Raw genomic sequence first — 14,326 nt, 5'->3', positions numbered from 1 at the left:
AATTGACTGTCAACACCCTAACAACATTAGTTATTTTAGCAATATTAGTAGAGTTTACAATTGAAATTATAAAAAACTCATTCCCCTCGCTAAAAGATTATAAGACTCAGATTTTATCTATTATTTTTGGGGTAGCAATTAGCATTACAACAAGAACAGGACTACTTGCTGCGTTGAACATCGATACTACAACGCCAATAATTGATTATTTTCTTACAGGCCTTATTATTTCAAGAGGTTCTAATGTGGTCCATGATCTTATTAAAAAACTAAACGCTAAAACAACTAGCTAGTCCATTAGTAATGTTATTTAGTTTTTAACTTTAACTCATCTAACTGGCTTTGAGAAACCCCTGCAGGTGCCTCTGTCATCAAGTCAGTAGCACTAGTGGTTTTAGGAAAGGCTATTACTTCTCTTATTGAATCAGTTGCCGCTAACAACATGACTAGTCTATCAAAACCAAAGGCGATTCCTCCATGGGGTGGAGCACCATATTGCAGAGCATCTAGTAGAAATCCGAACTTTTCTTTAGCCTCATCTTTAGATAAAGAAATGGCATCAAAAATTTTACTTTGTATTTCTTGATTATGAATCCTTATACTTCCTCCAGCTATCTCCACGCCATTTAATATCAAGTCATAAGCCTGTGCCCTAACCTTACCAGGGGATTCAGTTAGCATCTTTATATCCTCTTCATTAGGCTGTGTAAAAGGATGATGAGCTGCTACATAACGTTTTTCTTCTTCATCATATTCAAATAGAGGAAAATTAACTACCCAAGCAAATTCTAGCTTACTTTCATCGATAATTCCCAATTCTTTTGCTAGCTGTAGTCTTAGATTTCCTAAGGATTGAAGGACTACTTTGTCAGTATCAGCCACAATAAAGATGGTATCGCCACATTTGGCACCAGCTTCTTTTATTATACCGTTAATTTCTTCCTCTGTTAAAAACTTAGCTATAGGAGACTTAATCCCCTCTTCTTTTATGGAAATCCACGCTAATCCTTTTGCTTTATATTTTTTTACAAACTCCGTTAATCTATCAATTTCTTTACGACTGTAATGAGCTGCGGGGGCTGCTACCGCTCTTACCGAACCAGTTTTTGCAGCTTGTGAAAAAACCTTGAACTCCGAAGCTTTTACAATGTTAGTTAAGTCTATTATTTCCATATCAAACCTTAAGTCTGGTTTGTCAGAACCGTACTTGTTCATAGCTTCTCTATACTCAATTTTTCTAAAGGGAGTATCAATCGATACTTTCTTTACTTTATTAAAGATATCTTTTACCATCCCTTCCATAAGCTCCATAAAGGAATTCATTTGAGGAAATGACATTTCGATATCCACTTGGGTAAATTCTGGTTGCCTATCAGCACGCAAGTCCTCATCTCTAAAACAACGTGCTATTTGATAGTACCTATCAGCTCCCCCTACCATCAATAACTGTTTTAAAATTTGAGGTGATTGTGGCAAAGCATAGAAGCTTCCGCTATTTACTCGAGAAGGGACCAGATAATCCCTTGCGCCTTCCGGAGTACTTTTAGCTAATATAGGAGTTTCAATTTCTAAAAAACCATTTTCATCTAAGTAGTCGCGAATAACTTTTGCTGTTTTACTTCTTAGCATTAGGTTATTTATAAGTTTAGGACGTCGAATATCTAGATACCGATATTTAAGTCTAATATTATCATCTACGTCTGCATCATCTGTAATGTAAAATGGCGGAGTTTTTGAGGTGTTTAAGCATTCAATTTGTTGTGCAATCACTTCAATTTTACCAGTTTTTAGATCTTTATTGACATCTTTACGAGGCTTTACTTCTCCTTTAACCCTAACTACATACTCACTGCGTAGTGAATCCGCAATTTCTAAAGCCTCAGGATAATCATTGCCCACAACAACCTGTACAATGCCCTCTCTATCTCTTACATCTATAAATATGAGGCCACCTAAATCCCTTCTTTTTGCTACCCAACCTTCCAATATTACATTGCTGTCAATTAGTTCTTCATTAACTTCTCCGCAATAATGTGTTCTTTTAGACACTTAAACTACCCCTTTCCAGTTGTTGTTTTAATTGTTCCAACGATATAATTTCTTGTTTTCCTTTGTTAAAGTTTTTCAGCGTTAATGTTTTATTATTTAACTCCTCTTCACCTACAATAATAGCCCTTTTTGCATTGCATTTGTCTGCAAGTCTCATCTGTGCTTTGAAGCTTCTTTTGCCATAATCTTTATCACAACTATAACCTTTTTCTCGGACAAGTTGCATTATCTCTGTTGCATATCTATTTACGCCATCATCCCCCATACATGCGACAAAAAATTCTAAGCTGTCCTGAGGCTGCTCTTTTTCTAACAATGCAAGAACTATTCTATCTAATCCCATTGCAAGACCAATTGAAGGAGTCAAAGGTCCACCTAATTCTTCCACTAATCCATTATATCTGCCACCGCCCCCGAAAGCATCTTGGGTTGAAGTTGCATTTTGATTTCGATATTCAAAGGCCGTTTGAGTATAGTAATCCAGTCCTCTTACTAGCCTTTTATCTATTACATAAGGAACTTTAAATATATCTAAGTATACCTTCACATGTTCAAAATGCTCATTACAATTTGAGCAAATAACATCAAAAATAGATGGGGCTTGCTCTGCTAATTTACCGCAACTTTCATTTTTACAATCTAACAAACGCAATGGGTTTTTATCTAACCTTGTTTGGCAGTTTGAGCAAACATTGTTCAGCTTATCCTGATAGTACTCAACAAGCTTTTCTTTATATTTTGTTCGACATTCTTTGCAGCCAACACTGTTAATATGAACCTTGACCTCTTCTGCTTTGATACCCACATCCATAAGTAGTTTCCAGCCAATAAAAATAACTTCAGCATCTAAACTAGGCTCTTCTGAACCTAAGGCTTCAATTCCAAATTGGTAAAATTGTCGATACCTTCCTTTTTGAGCTTTTTCATATCTAAACATGGGACCATTGTAAAAAAGTTTTACTGGCAGTCTTCCCCCATAGAGCTTATTTTCTACAAAAGCTCGAACTACAGATGCCGTTCCTTCCGGCCGCAAAGTTAAACTTCTTTGTGATTTGTCGTCAAATGTATACATTTCTTTTTCAACAATATCAGTAGTTTCTCCCACCCCTCTTTTAAATAGTTCTGTTTGTTCAAATACAGGGGTTTCTATTTTTTGATAGTTATTAAGTTTCGCTAATTTCTCTATAGAATTATTTACCTTATTCCAAATTAGCATTTCTTTACCTAAAATATCTCTTGTTCCTCGAGGTACCTTATATTTCATAATCTAAAACCTCCTTATATAATTTGGTATAAAAAAAATCCGTCCTTAATAAGGGACGAATCAAAAATCCGTGGTGCCACCCTAGTTGCTATATGTACAATAGCCACTTTAAGCAAAAGATATAACGGTCCTTATCCCGGTCGCTTTTCCCCCAATAGGTTAACACGACAGCAATATAGAGGTGTCGTTCATTTAGCTCTTTAAGGCTTCTCTCAGCTTTAAAACCCTTTCTGTATAAAGTTTACTAAACTACTATTCCCCTGTCAGCTTTTCTATTATGGTTGAAATTATTTTATAGCATTTTCACAAAGATGTCAAGAGAGAAGGAATAAACATTAGCTTTGCTCCAACAACTCTATTTTTTGTTTTACAATCTTTTCCACTCTTTCGCTATATTGATTAGGGTCTTTTGGGTTTTGTATTGGAGTAAATTCTTTGTTTGTCATTATTTTGCTTACCGCCCCACAGCCTAGAGCTAAAATTGTGCTATTTTCTTCTATGCTAACAATGTTATATAAACTATATAACTCATCTTTTGCAAATCCTGTGTTTTCTAAGTTTCCTGCAATAGCTTTTTGTCGATATAAGTAGTAGGGCCTGTACTGAGCATTTTCTAAAAGTTTATAAGCTTGTTTTAAGCCTTGTTCCATTTCATCTTTATAATGACTACTGAAGTCTTTAGTAGCTGCTGCCCGCTTTACTGCTAACGAATGGATTGTTATATTTTGGGGTTCTAGGTCAATTACCTTTTCTAAACTGCAAAAAAAGTCCTCAAGACTTTCATCTTCTAAACCATATATAAGATCTGTGTTAATCCACTTAAAACCTATAGACTTTGCTTTCACCATAGCTTCTTCAAAATCCTCAGCATTATGGTTTCTGTTTACTCTTCTAAGTGTTCGGGGATTTAAGGTTTGGCAGTTTATACTAATCCTGTTTACACCGTACTCTTTTGCCATTGCCATTTTATCTTCTGTTAATGTATCAGGGCGTCCTCCTTCAAGAGTATATTCCTTAATATTTTCTAAATCAAATTCTTTCGCTAAAGTAGATAAAAGCAATTTTAAGTGAGGCTTTGTGAGGGAAGTTGGAGTTCCTCCCCCTATATAAATTGAAGATATTTTATATCCATGCTCTTTTATTGTTTGGGAAATAAGTTTTATTTCTTTGACAAGAGTATTAATATAGGGGACTACCATTTCTTTGTTTTTATCAATTGTATACGAAGTAAAGGAACAATAGCTACATTTTGACGGACAAAAAGGTATGCCTATATATAAATGTATACCATTTATGTTTGCTTGTTCTTGGTTTTGTATCACCTTTAAAGATAAATCTATTTTATCTTGAGATATTAACAGCTGATTTTTTAAAAAAACGTATGGGTTAGAATGAGACTTAAGGTAACTATCTATCATCTTTATAGGTCGGATTCCTGTAAGTACCCCCCAAGGACTTGGCCTTTTACCGATGGCCTTATAAAGCGCCCTAAAAAGTGCTTTGCGCAAAGTAAATTTTTCATTCAATACATCAATTGTTTCTATTATAACTATATCTCTTTGTGCATTTTTTTGTATATTTATAATAAATTTAGCATCACTTTTATATATGCTTATATACAAATCATAATCCTTCTGCTGTTTTATATTACAATCAATTTTGTCTAGGGTAGTTACAAGACTTAAGATATTCTTGGCTACGATTGTGTGCTTTTCATCTACATTACAATAAATTGATAACATACTATCTCATTCCTTTATATTTTAGCAGGTGCCATTCGATTATCCACCTCTTGACCCCCCAGCTAGGTGAGGCTACTGTTTATAAAAAAGTAATAATTCTTAACGCTAACTACATTACTGCATTCTCCACTGCATCAGTTTTTTTAAAATCCCAGCCCTAAGCTAGTAAGGCTTTTGGCTGGGATTTAAGCATTAATAATCCAATTAGTTATTCTTTAAATTAAACTGTATTTTCTCTACTTCCTTTTCTGATAGATTATGCTTTACAGCAATCTCCCTATCATTCAAACCTAGATTTAATGATTCCTCAAACTCAAAATAATCTAACTTGGTTTGCGGGTATGACTTCCTATTTTTTTTGTTTGCACCCAAAAAATCGCCTCCCCAAATATATTTACCTTTAGTTTAACCAGCATAAGAAATTTTATTTTGAGGAAGGATACAAACCTAGGGAGTACATATCTAAAAATATTGATTGTTTTCTTTTTCAAAATAAACACTAGTTTTAGGACCATGTCCTGGATAAATTGTTAGATCTTCAGTCATTAGCTTGCTAAATTCTTTAAGACTCTTTCTCAGGGTTGCAGTGTCTCCCCCTGGTAAGTCAGTTCTTCCCACTGACATTTTAAAAACAGTATCACCACTAAAAATTAAATCTTCAACTAACAACATTATTCCACCAGGAGTATGACCTGGTGTGTGAAGTACTTCAATTTTCATATTTCCTACTTCAAAGAAATCTGCATCTTCTAACTTAATGTCTGCGGTTGGCGAAACTACTTTTTCTCCCATCAGCGCAGACAGGTTTTTTTGCGGTTCTGTAAGCATATCTGAGTCTTCTTTGTGAATAGCAATTTCTGCCTTGGGAAACTCCTTTTTTAAAGCTGTATTTGCTCCGATATGATCAGAATGTCCATGAGTATTTATAATGTATTTTAACTCTATACCTAAAGAATTTATAATTTTTATTATCTTTTGGGCATTGCCACCAGGATCTATAACAACGCCCTTTCTGCCATCATATACAATGTAACAGTTAGTGCTTAACGGCTCAACAACAACTTGTTCTACTTTCAATGTAATCCCCCTTAAAATAGTTTTCTACTATCAAGTAGTAAAGTAACAGGACCTTGATTGACTAACGAAACATCCATATTTGCTCCAAATTGGCCAGTAGCCACTGTCACACCTTTCTTTTTTAATTGTTCTTTTACTTGTAAGTAAAGGTTCTTAGCTTCGTTAGGAGGAGCACTACCAGAAAATGAAGGTCTCCTTCCCTTTCTACAGTCACCACATAAAGTGAACTGAGGGACCAATAAAACATGTCCTTTTATGTCCTTGAGCGATAAGTTCATCTTTTGCTGTTCATCTTCAAATATCCTTAAGTTTTCTAACTTATCTACAATATAATCACAATCTTGTTGGTTATCATCAGACTCAACGCCAAGTAATACCATCATACCTTGTTTTATTTCTCCTATATTTCTATCTTCCACAGTTACTTTTGCTTTAGTAACCCTTTGAACCACAGCTCTCATTAATAATCCCCCCTACTTCCTTGCCGCTTTATACTATAGACTGATTGAATTGATTTAATTCGCTCTCTAATTTTTTGGAAATGGTCCTTATCTTCTACTTCTATAGTTAAACTAACTAAAGCGTTCCCATCAGAGTTTCCCTTACCGTTTATAGTTAATATGTCAGCTTTAGACTCTGTAACAACATGCATAACTTCTTTTAATAAACCCGGTCTATCCCAAGCATAAACTGAAAAACTTACGGGATAATTTCTTTTACTAGTTTGCTCATTCCAACTAACTTCTAAAAGCCTCGAGTCTGATATCTTGTTTTTATCTACGTTAACACAATCACTTCGATGAATTGAAACACCTCTACCTTTGGTAACGTATCCAATTATATCGTCACCTGGTACAGGTTTGCAACATTTAGAAAACCTAATTAGTAGGTTGTCCACTCCTTTTATACTAACACCCTGTTGTGGAGCCTTCTTTTCTTTATGCATATTTAAATCGTCTATTTTTAACTCTTTGTCATCAAACTCGTTTTTATATTCCCCTTCTAATTTTTTAGCTATAGAATTTGCACTAAAACTATTGTTACCTATTGCAGCAAATAAGTCGTTTTCAGAGGAATAGTTATATCTTTCAATAATCTTTTTTAGGTAGTTATCCTTTAATAATTGACTTGTTGTAAATCCTATCTTTTCGATTTCTTTGGTAAGAAGCTCTTTACCGCGTTCTATGGTTTCACCTTGCTTCTCTTTCCTAAACCATTGCCTTATTTTAGTTTTTGCATGGGAAGTCTTTACATAGGTAAGCCAGTCCCTACTAGGTCCTTTTTCTTTTTTAGTTATAATTTCAATGATATCCCCATTTTGAAGTTTATGATCAGCTGATACAAGTCCCCCATTAACTTTTGCGCCTTTAAATCTATGTCCGATATCTGTATGAATTCTATAAGCAAAGTCTACTGGAACTGCACCTTTAGGAAGGTCGATAACATCGCCTTTGGGTGTAAAGACAAAAACCTCATCATCAAACAGGTCTATTTTTAAAGACTCCATATATTCTTTCGCATCATTTAAATCGTTTTGCCATTCCACAAATTGTCTAAACCAAGAAAGTTTTTCCTCGAATTGTTTATTTATTTTTGTACCTTCTTTATAACGCCAATGGGCAGCAATACCGTATTCAGCGGTTCTATGCATGTCCCATGTACGTATTTGAATTTCTAAAGGGTTTCCTTTAGGACACAAAACGGTGGTGTGTAGTGATTGGTACATATTAGGTTTAGGCATAGCTATATAATCTTTAAATCTACCCGGTATTGGCTTATATAAGCTATGAATTATCCCAAGAATACCATAACATTCTTTAACAGAGTTAACAATAATTCTTACAGCAGTAAGATCATAAATCTCATTAAATTCCTTTCCCTTTTTAACCATTTTTTGATAGATACTATGTAAATGTTTAGGTCGTCCTCCTATATCTGCGTCAATTCCTGCCTTTTCAGCTTCGTCATTCAGCTGTTCAATAATCTTCTTAATAAAGTCCTCTCGTTCTTCACGTTTTTGAGATATTTTTTCTACTAACTTATAATAGTCCTCTGGAAGAGTATGACGAAAAGCTAAATCTTCGAGTTCCCATTTTACTTTAAAAATTCCCAACCTATTTGCAAGGGGTGCATATATATCCATGGTCTCTTTTGACATTCGCTTTTGTTTTTCAATTGGGCAATGGGATAGAGTTCGCATGTTATGTAATCGATCCGCCAGTTTAATTATTATTACTCTAATGTCAGTTGCCATGGCCATAAACATTTTTCTAAAGCTTTCGGCTTGTTGCTCTTCCTTTGATTTAAAATTTATTTTTTTTAATTTAGTTACCCCATCTACCAACTGAGCTATATTAGCTCCAAATTGCTCACGTATTTCTTCTATTGTTACCTCAGTATCTTCAACTACATCATGTAGAAAAGCAGCTGCTATGGTATCTACATCCATTTCTAGACTAGTTAGTATATCAGCAACTCCCAAAGGGTGAACAATAAAGGAGTCTCCCGACTCCCTCTTCTGTCCACTATGAGCTTTTTGTGCCAAGGCAAAGGCCTTATCTAATATGTGCAAATCTGAGCGCTTATCATACTCTTTAACTCTTTCCTTGATTTTAGTCACCTGATGATTGGACACTGTATTCCCACCTTCGCCTATAAATTATTAATACTTTATTAATGAATTTATATCATAACCTGTCAATTTATCTTTGCCATTTAGGTAGGTTAACTCAATTAAAAAAGTTACACCTATCACCTCTCCACCTAGCTCCTCAACTAGATCAACTGTAGACTTTACTGTACCGCCTGTGGCTAATAAATCATCTGCTACTATAACTTTATCACCTGGTCTTATAGCATCTTTATGAATCTGCAAAGTATCTTTACCATATTCCAACTCGTAATTTGCCTCTACTACTTCATAGGGAAGCTTCCCAGATTTTCTTACTGGTGCAAAACCACTGGTAAGCTCATATGCTAAAGGAGTTCCAATTAGAAACCCCCTAGCCTCGGGACCTACTACTACATCAACATGTTGTCCCTTAAAAGGCTCTGCCATTTGCTTTATGGCCTCTTTAAAAGCTACCCCGTCTTGCATTAAAGTTGTAATATCTTTAAAACTAATGCCTTCATGTGGAAAATCTTCGATTACTCGTATTTTACTTTTTAAATCCATACTTTTTCCTCCTCGTCGATAAACATCTGACTTTTTATAAGATTGTCTAGTGAAGTAGTCAAGGCTAGCTGAAACCATTTTTCGTATACTTGCTGCTGTTTTTGATATTTTTTAAATATCCTGCCTTGCTCTATATCCACATTTGACGGACCTTTCTCATTAAAGTAAAACCGTCCATTATGTTCTTTTAGCAAATCATGTTCTACTAATATATTTAAACCCCTGTGGGCTAAATAACTACTACTTTTATCAAGTTTCATTAGCACAGTAACTTCTTTTAAGTCCAATCCCACCCTTGAGGATTCTTTCCTCATTACAGTATACATGAATCTTAAAAATTGTTTTGTCGGAAGCAATTTTATTTTTTCTTCTTTAAATCCTATTATTAATTTATCCTCCCCCCAGTGTGCTAGAATATCTCTAAATTGCATTTGAGTACAAGGGGGATGCAACAACACTATAACTTTCTGCTGCAATTGATACTTAAATATTTGCTCATAATCAATTACTGAGACATTAGCATAATTCTCAAAATATCTTTCTGTATTAGTTTTATAATACTCATTAGTTAATACACCATATTCTTTGTTATGATTATTAGACTCTTGTACTTGTATATATTTTAACACATCTCTTCCTCGTAGGTCTAATGGATAACTATCACTTTCATCCGTTGTTAGGCCCTTTAAGTCTAAAATCTTTAGCTGCAATGAGGTTTTATCTTTATAATGATTTTTTTCAATATAACCTAATACATTAATTTTATCTTGTTTGCTCACGGTGTCAAGAAGATAATCTTTTTTAAACCCTATAGAATTAATCCAATTTCCCTTAAAATTAAAACTAACTTTTAGATGATTCCTATCCTTCCCCACTAATTTGTAGTTTGCTATTGGAAGATTTTCCACTACAAAAGCAGGTGCAGGATTTTCTTGTCCAAAAGGTTTCAATAATTCTACCTCATCAACCAAACATAGATCTAGTTCACTGGGGTTTAAAGTAAAATCAACGGGTAATTTTGGAATAAGGTGTTTGTCTATTTCTACAGCTTTAGCATAGCAATTTATTTCGTTACGAAATTGTTCAATTTTATTTATTTCTATAGATAACCCTGCAGCCATAGCATGGCCACCAAACTTTTCTAGTAAATGACTTGCTTGTTGTAAAGCTTTATACAAATGAAAACCTTCTACACTCCTACTGGACCCTGTAGCTATCTTTTCTTTTTTATCTATAGACAGTATAATTACAGGCCTGTAATACTTTTCTACTAACCTAGACGCTACAATTCCGATAACACCTTTATGCCATGAACTATCTCCTAAAACAATAACTTTCGTTTTATTCATGTCCATTTTTTCTACTTTTTCTACTGCTTGCTTATAAATTTCTTTTTCTAATTCCTGTCTACACTTGTTTTGCTCATTTAAGTTTGTTGCTATTTCGACTCCTTGCTTTTCATTATCACAAAGTAGTAGCTTTAAAGCTTGGTTTGGATCGTTTACTCTTCCTGCAGCATTTAACCTTGGTCCAAATGCAAATCCCAGATGATAACTATCAATTGGAGCAGAAACCCCACTCACCTCAGCCAACCATTTAAAGTTAGGCCTTAAATGGCTATTCATTCTCTCAAGCCCGAGAGAAACTATAGTTCTATTTTCACCCACAAGGGGCACCAAATCAGCCACTGTCCCTAATGCAACTATATCTATAAACTTATCCCAATTGTCTTTTTTATAATACTGAAATACAGCCTGAGTTAGCTTAAAAGCCAAACCTACACCTGCTAATTCTTTAAAAGGATAATTACAATTATCTTGTTTGGGGTTAACAATGCAAAAAGCATCTGGCACTACTTCTCCAGGAGTATGATGGTCGGTTATTATACAATCAACACCAGCGTTTTTTAAAAATTCTACTTCTTGAAAAGCTGAAATCCCACAATCCACTGTTATTACAAGAGTCACCCCTTGTTCTATATAATTTTGCAAAGTATCTTTATTTAACCCGTATCCCTCTGTTCTTATTGGGATATGATATAGAAGTTCAGCTCCCACTTCTTTTAAACCTGAAAACAGTACAGCGGTGCTAGTAATTCCGTCAACATCATAGTCACCAAAAATTAAAATCTTTTCTTTCTTTTCTATAGCTGACACTATTCTTTTAACTGATTCTTCCGACCCTAATAACATTTTAGGATTATGCAAGTTAGTTATTTTAGGATTTAAAAACTCGTCAATATTCTTAACGTCTCTATTGACTAATAACTTAGCTAAAAACATAGATATGCCGTATTGTTCTGATATAGTTTTTGCTTGTTGAGCACAAGGGTTATACGTCACCCATTTTTTGTCCATAATTTTTCTCCCAGCTTTTTACTTAAAGTTTTATTCAAAAATAAAGCTAAAATTCCCCATTAACTTAATTTGACCAATATTTTATTTGGCAAGCAAACTATCTGCTCACTTTCCGAAGAAATCCAACCGGTTAATTTACAACAAATTTGTTGAGGACAATCCTCTATTCTCATTTGATTAACTTTTCCTTTTTGAGTTTTTAAGGTAGCCAATTTACCATCACTAAATTTAAAATTATGCTCTTGAATCTTTTCTTCTTGATTTAAGTCAAAGACTAAAATCTCTTTTCCATCTACAAAAACTTTTGCAGTTGACACAACTTCTGACTTTTCTTGAAACTCATAAATTGTAAAAACAAGTATAGTTATAATAGCTAATAATATAATTAAACATATATCCCCTTTTTTCATTTTACACCTCTAATTTTGTTTTCAATATAAATTTTATCTAGATTTACTTTTTTTTTCAAGGATTTTTACAAAATAAATTTGAGAACAAAAAAACTAGGAATATTCCTAGTTTTTTTGACTAAGCAGATTTTTGTAATTTTCTATTTCTTAAAGCCAACCAAACAGGACTGGCTACAAAAATCGAGGAGTAGGTTCCACTAATAACTCCGAAAAACAGAGGAATTGCAAAGGGTCGTAAAGTTTCCCCTCCCAAAAACAGTAAAGAACCTAACACTAAAATAGTAGTAAAGGAAGTATTAATTGACCTTACTATTGTTTGATTAATACTGGTATTTACAATTTCTACATCACTTTCTTTGCCCTTATATTTAAGGTTTTCTCTTATCCGATCAAATATAACTATTGAGTCATTTATAGAGTAACCCACTATAGTTAGAATTGCAGCGATAAAGGGAGTATTCAACTCAATATTAAATATAGAAAATATAAACAGTACCATTAACACATCAAAAAATAATGCACATAAGGCTGAGATAGCAAATTGCAGCTGAAACCTATAACTAATATATAAGATTATAGCGACGGCAGCTACAAGTAAAGATAGCAGGGCATTTCTTATGAGTTCAGCTCCAACTTGAGGACCTATATCTTCAACCTCTCCCCTAGAATAACCTGCAAAATTTTCTTCCAGTGAGTTTAGTAGCTCAAGTCGACTATCTTCAGGCAAAGGTATAGTCCTTATATAAAACTCACTTTCATCTATGCTTTGTACAAAACTATTTTCCAAACTCACAGCTTCGCCATCCATATTTTCAACTGTTATATCAGACAATACTTCATGCACATCAGAAGTTACAACATCTTGCCCTAGTTCTACTTGGATTGCAACACCACCGGTAAAGTGTATACCAAAGTTTAGGCCCATAACCAATACAATTAACAAACCTGCCAATGCAATGACCCCGGATACCTTAATCCATGTGTTCCATTTATCCATAATATTGAGTTTCATTTACCTCACCTGCCTTACGCCAAAAAACTTTGGATTTTTTATTAAATTAGAATTTACAACGACACCTAAAATTATGCGAGTTATAAATAACGCCGTCATCATACTAATGATTACACCAATGGATAAAGTAACAGCAAACCCTCTAGTTGGTCCAGCTCCCATTGAAAATAGCACAAAAGCAACTATTAGAGTAGTAATATTTGAGTCTAAGATAGTTGTCTTTGCTCTTCTAAAACCTGACTCTAAACCACTTTTTAATGTTTTGCCATTTCTAATTTCTTCTTTTATACGCTCAAAAATAATTACATTTGCATCAACTGCCATGCCTATTGTTAGTATCAATCCCGCTATTCCTGGTAAAGACAACACCACACCAATACCTACCATAGTAAACATCACTAACAACAAATAAACAACCAAACTAAAAGATGCTATCAAGCCCGGCACTCTATAAAACACTACCATAAATAACATAACTAGGAACAATCCAATCATTCCTGCGTACAAAGATGCTTCTAAAGCACGACTTCCCAACTCTGGTCCAACAGAGCGAACCTCTAGTTGTTCCAACTCCAGCGGTAAAGCACCAGACCTTAACAAGCTTGCCAAAATAGCCGCTTCATCTACTGTGCCTACCCCTGAAATTACTGCTTGTCCATCTGTAATTACATCTTGTGGTACTGGCGATGATATAACTTCGCCATCAAGTTGGATAGGGATGCTTTCCCCTGTCTGTAAATGAGTTCTAGTTAACTCTTCAAACTTTCTTGATCCTTCATCGTCAAGCTCTAAAAACACTACAGGTTGATTATACTCATTAAAAGTTACTCCCGCATCTTGCAGGTTTGCACCTGTAAACGCAACTTCTCCTTCTGAGTCTAAAAACTCCAGCTGTGCTGTCTGTCCAATTAACTCAAGTACCGCTTCGGGATCTTGATCAGCATCAGCTATTTCCACTCTAATTCTATCATTTCCCTCTTGTTGGATAACCGGTTCAGTTACACCTAGCTGGTCAACGCGATTTCTTAAAACCTCTATAGTTCCACTGATTGACTCATCAGTCACTTCACTTCTATCAGTTTCTACAGCTTGCAATAAAACATAAACACCACCCTGAAGATCTAACCCCAAGTTTATATCTCTTTCAATTACAGGAATTCCAAAGACTGCTGCTCCTGCCACAATAGCAATAAACACTGCTAAAGCAACTATGCTTTTCCAACGAATCATAAAATTTCTC

The 14,326-nt window shown here is 34.5% G+C and carries 13 protein-coding genes and 1 other annotated feature; of the genes, 1 reads left to right on the top strand and 12 read right to left on the bottom strand.

Features of this window, described 5'->3' with window-relative positions; all coding sequences use genetic code 11:
- The first annotated feature begins 2 nt into the window (after positions 1-2).
- The gene (locus PRVXT_RS04345; RefSeq protein ID WP_350344451.1) at positions 3-293 is read left to right on the top strand and encodes a hypothetical protein; all 291 of its coding nucleotides are present in this window, start codon (positions 3-5) and stop codon (positions 291-293) included.
- Positions 294-306: 13 nt separating this feature from the next.
- Here PRVXT_RS04345 and aspS read toward each other — a convergent pair whose 3' ends face one another.
- The 12 genes from aspS to secD all read right to left on the bottom strand — a co-directional run bounded on the left by aspS (position 307) and on the right by secD (position 14,316).
- Entirely contained in the window at positions 307-2,049 is a 1,743-nt protein-coding gene (gene aspS, locus PRVXT_RS04340) for an aspartate--tRNA ligase (RefSeq protein ID WP_350344450.1), read from the bottom strand.
- Positions 2,042-3,313 (bottom strand): histidine--tRNA ligase, encoded by a 1,272-nt coding sequence (hisS, locus tag PRVXT_RS04335; RefSeq protein WP_350344449.1) that lies wholly within the window; start codon positions 3,311-3,313, stop codon positions 2,042-2,044. Before hisS ends, aspS begins: the two co-directional genes overlap by 8 nt.
- Positions 3,314-3,361: 48 nt before the next feature.
- Positions 3,362-3,589 (bottom strand) — a binding site (T-box leader).
- Positions 3,590-3,648: 59 nt separating this feature from the next.
- Positions 3,649-5,055: a coproporphyrinogen dehydrogenase HemZ gene (hemZ, locus tag PRVXT_RS04330; RefSeq protein ID WP_350344448.1), complete on the bottom strand. Its 1,407-nt coding sequence runs from the start codon at positions 5,053-5,055 to the stop codon at positions 3,649-3,651.
- A gap of 204 nt (positions 5,056-5,259) precedes the next feature.
- Entirely contained in the window at positions 5,260-5,427 is a 168-nt protein-coding gene (locus tag PRVXT_RS04325; protein WP_350344447.1) for a hypothetical protein, read from the bottom strand.
- A gap of 90 nt (positions 5,428-5,517) precedes the next feature.
- A complete protein-coding gene (locus tag PRVXT_RS04320) occupies positions 5,518-6,132 on the bottom strand; it encodes an MBL fold metallo-hydrolase (RefSeq protein WP_350344446.1) in 615 nt (204 codons plus the stop codon).
- Between the two features lie 11 nt (positions 6,133-6,143).
- Positions 6,144-6,593: a D-aminoacyl-tRNA deacylase gene (gene dtd, locus PRVXT_RS04315; protein WP_350344445.1), complete on the bottom strand. Its 450-nt coding sequence runs from the start codon at positions 6,591-6,593 to the stop codon at positions 6,144-6,146.
- Entirely contained in the window at positions 6,593-8,767 is a 2,175-nt protein-coding gene (locus PRVXT_RS04310) for a RelA/SpoT family protein (protein WP_434064307.1), read from the bottom strand. Before PRVXT_RS04310 ends, dtd begins: the two co-directional genes overlap by 1 nt.
- Before the next feature lie 27 nt (positions 8,768-8,794).
- The gene (locus PRVXT_RS04305) at positions 8,795-9,307 is read right to left on the bottom strand and encodes an adenine phosphoribosyltransferase (RefSeq protein WP_350344444.1); all 513 of its coding nucleotides are present in this window, start codon (positions 9,305-9,307) and stop codon (positions 8,795-8,797) included.
- The gene (recJ, locus tag PRVXT_RS04300; RefSeq protein WP_350344443.1) at positions 9,298-11,664 is read right to left on the bottom strand and encodes a single-stranded-DNA-specific exonuclease RecJ; all 2,367 of its coding nucleotides are present in this window, start codon (positions 11,662-11,664) and stop codon (positions 9,298-9,300) included. The genes PRVXT_RS04305 and recJ overlap by 10 nt, the downstream gene beginning before the upstream one ends.
- A gap of 59 nt (positions 11,665-11,723) precedes the next feature.
- Positions 11,724-12,074, bottom strand: a complete 351-nt coding sequence (locus PRVXT_RS04295; protein ID WP_350344442.1) for a NusG domain II-containing protein — start codon at positions 12,072-12,074, stop codon at positions 11,724-11,726.
- A gap of 118 nt (positions 12,075-12,192) precedes the next feature.
- The gene (secF, locus tag PRVXT_RS04290) at positions 12,193-13,086 is read right to left on the bottom strand and encodes a protein translocase subunit SecF (protein WP_350344441.1); all 894 of its coding nucleotides are present in this window, start codon (positions 13,084-13,086) and stop codon (positions 12,193-12,195) included.
- On the bottom strand, positions 13,087-14,316 hold the full coding sequence (secD, locus tag PRVXT_RS04285) for a protein translocase subunit SecD (RefSeq protein ID WP_350344440.1): 1,230 nt from the start codon (positions 14,314-14,316) through the stop codon (positions 13,087-13,089).
- Between the last annotated feature and the right edge of the window lie 10 nt (positions 14,317-14,326).

Source organism: Proteinivorax tanatarense (assembly GCF_040267685.1).
In the GTDB taxonomy this organism is placed as follows: domain Bacteria; phylum Bacillota; class Proteinivoracia; order Proteinivoracales; family Proteinivoracaceae; genus Proteinivorax; species Proteinivorax tanatarense.
The sequence above is the reverse complement of the archived record's forward strand: the minus strand, read 5'-3'. Positions and strand labels throughout refer to the sequence as shown.

What these genes read in the sequence shown, in the direction of transcription:
- hisS (WP_350344449.1), bottom strand. Translation starts at nt 3,313, where the DNA reads ATGAAATATAAGGTACCTCGAGGAACAAGAGATATTTTAGGTAAAGAA.
- PRVXT_RS04305 (WP_350344444.1), bottom strand. Translation starts at nt 9,307, where the DNA reads ATGGATTTAAAAAGTAAAATACGAGTAATCGAAGATTTTCCACATGAA.
- dtd (WP_350344445.1), bottom strand. Translation starts at nt 6,593, where the DNA reads ATGAGAGCTGTGGTTCAAAGGGTTACTAAAGCAAAAGTAACTGTGGAA.
- recJ (WP_350344443.1), bottom strand. Translation starts at nt 11,664, where the DNA reads ATGGACAAAAAATGGGTGACGTATAACCCTTGTGCTCAACAAGCAAAA.
- secF (WP_350344441.1), bottom strand. Translation starts at nt 13,086, where the DNA reads ATGAAACTCAATATTATGGATAAATGGAACACATGGATTAAGGTATCC.
- hemZ (WP_350344448.1), bottom strand. Translation starts at nt 5,055, where the DNA reads ATGTTATCAATTTATTGTAATGTAGATGAAAAGCACACAATCGTAGCC.
- PRVXT_RS04295 (WP_350344442.1), bottom strand. Translation starts at nt 12,074, where the DNA reads ATGAAAAAAGGGGATATATGTTTAATTATATTATTAGCTATTATAACT.
- secD (WP_350344440.1), bottom strand. Translation starts at nt 14,316, where the DNA reads ATGATTCGTTGGAAAAGCATAGTTGCTTTAGCAGTGTTTATTGCTATT.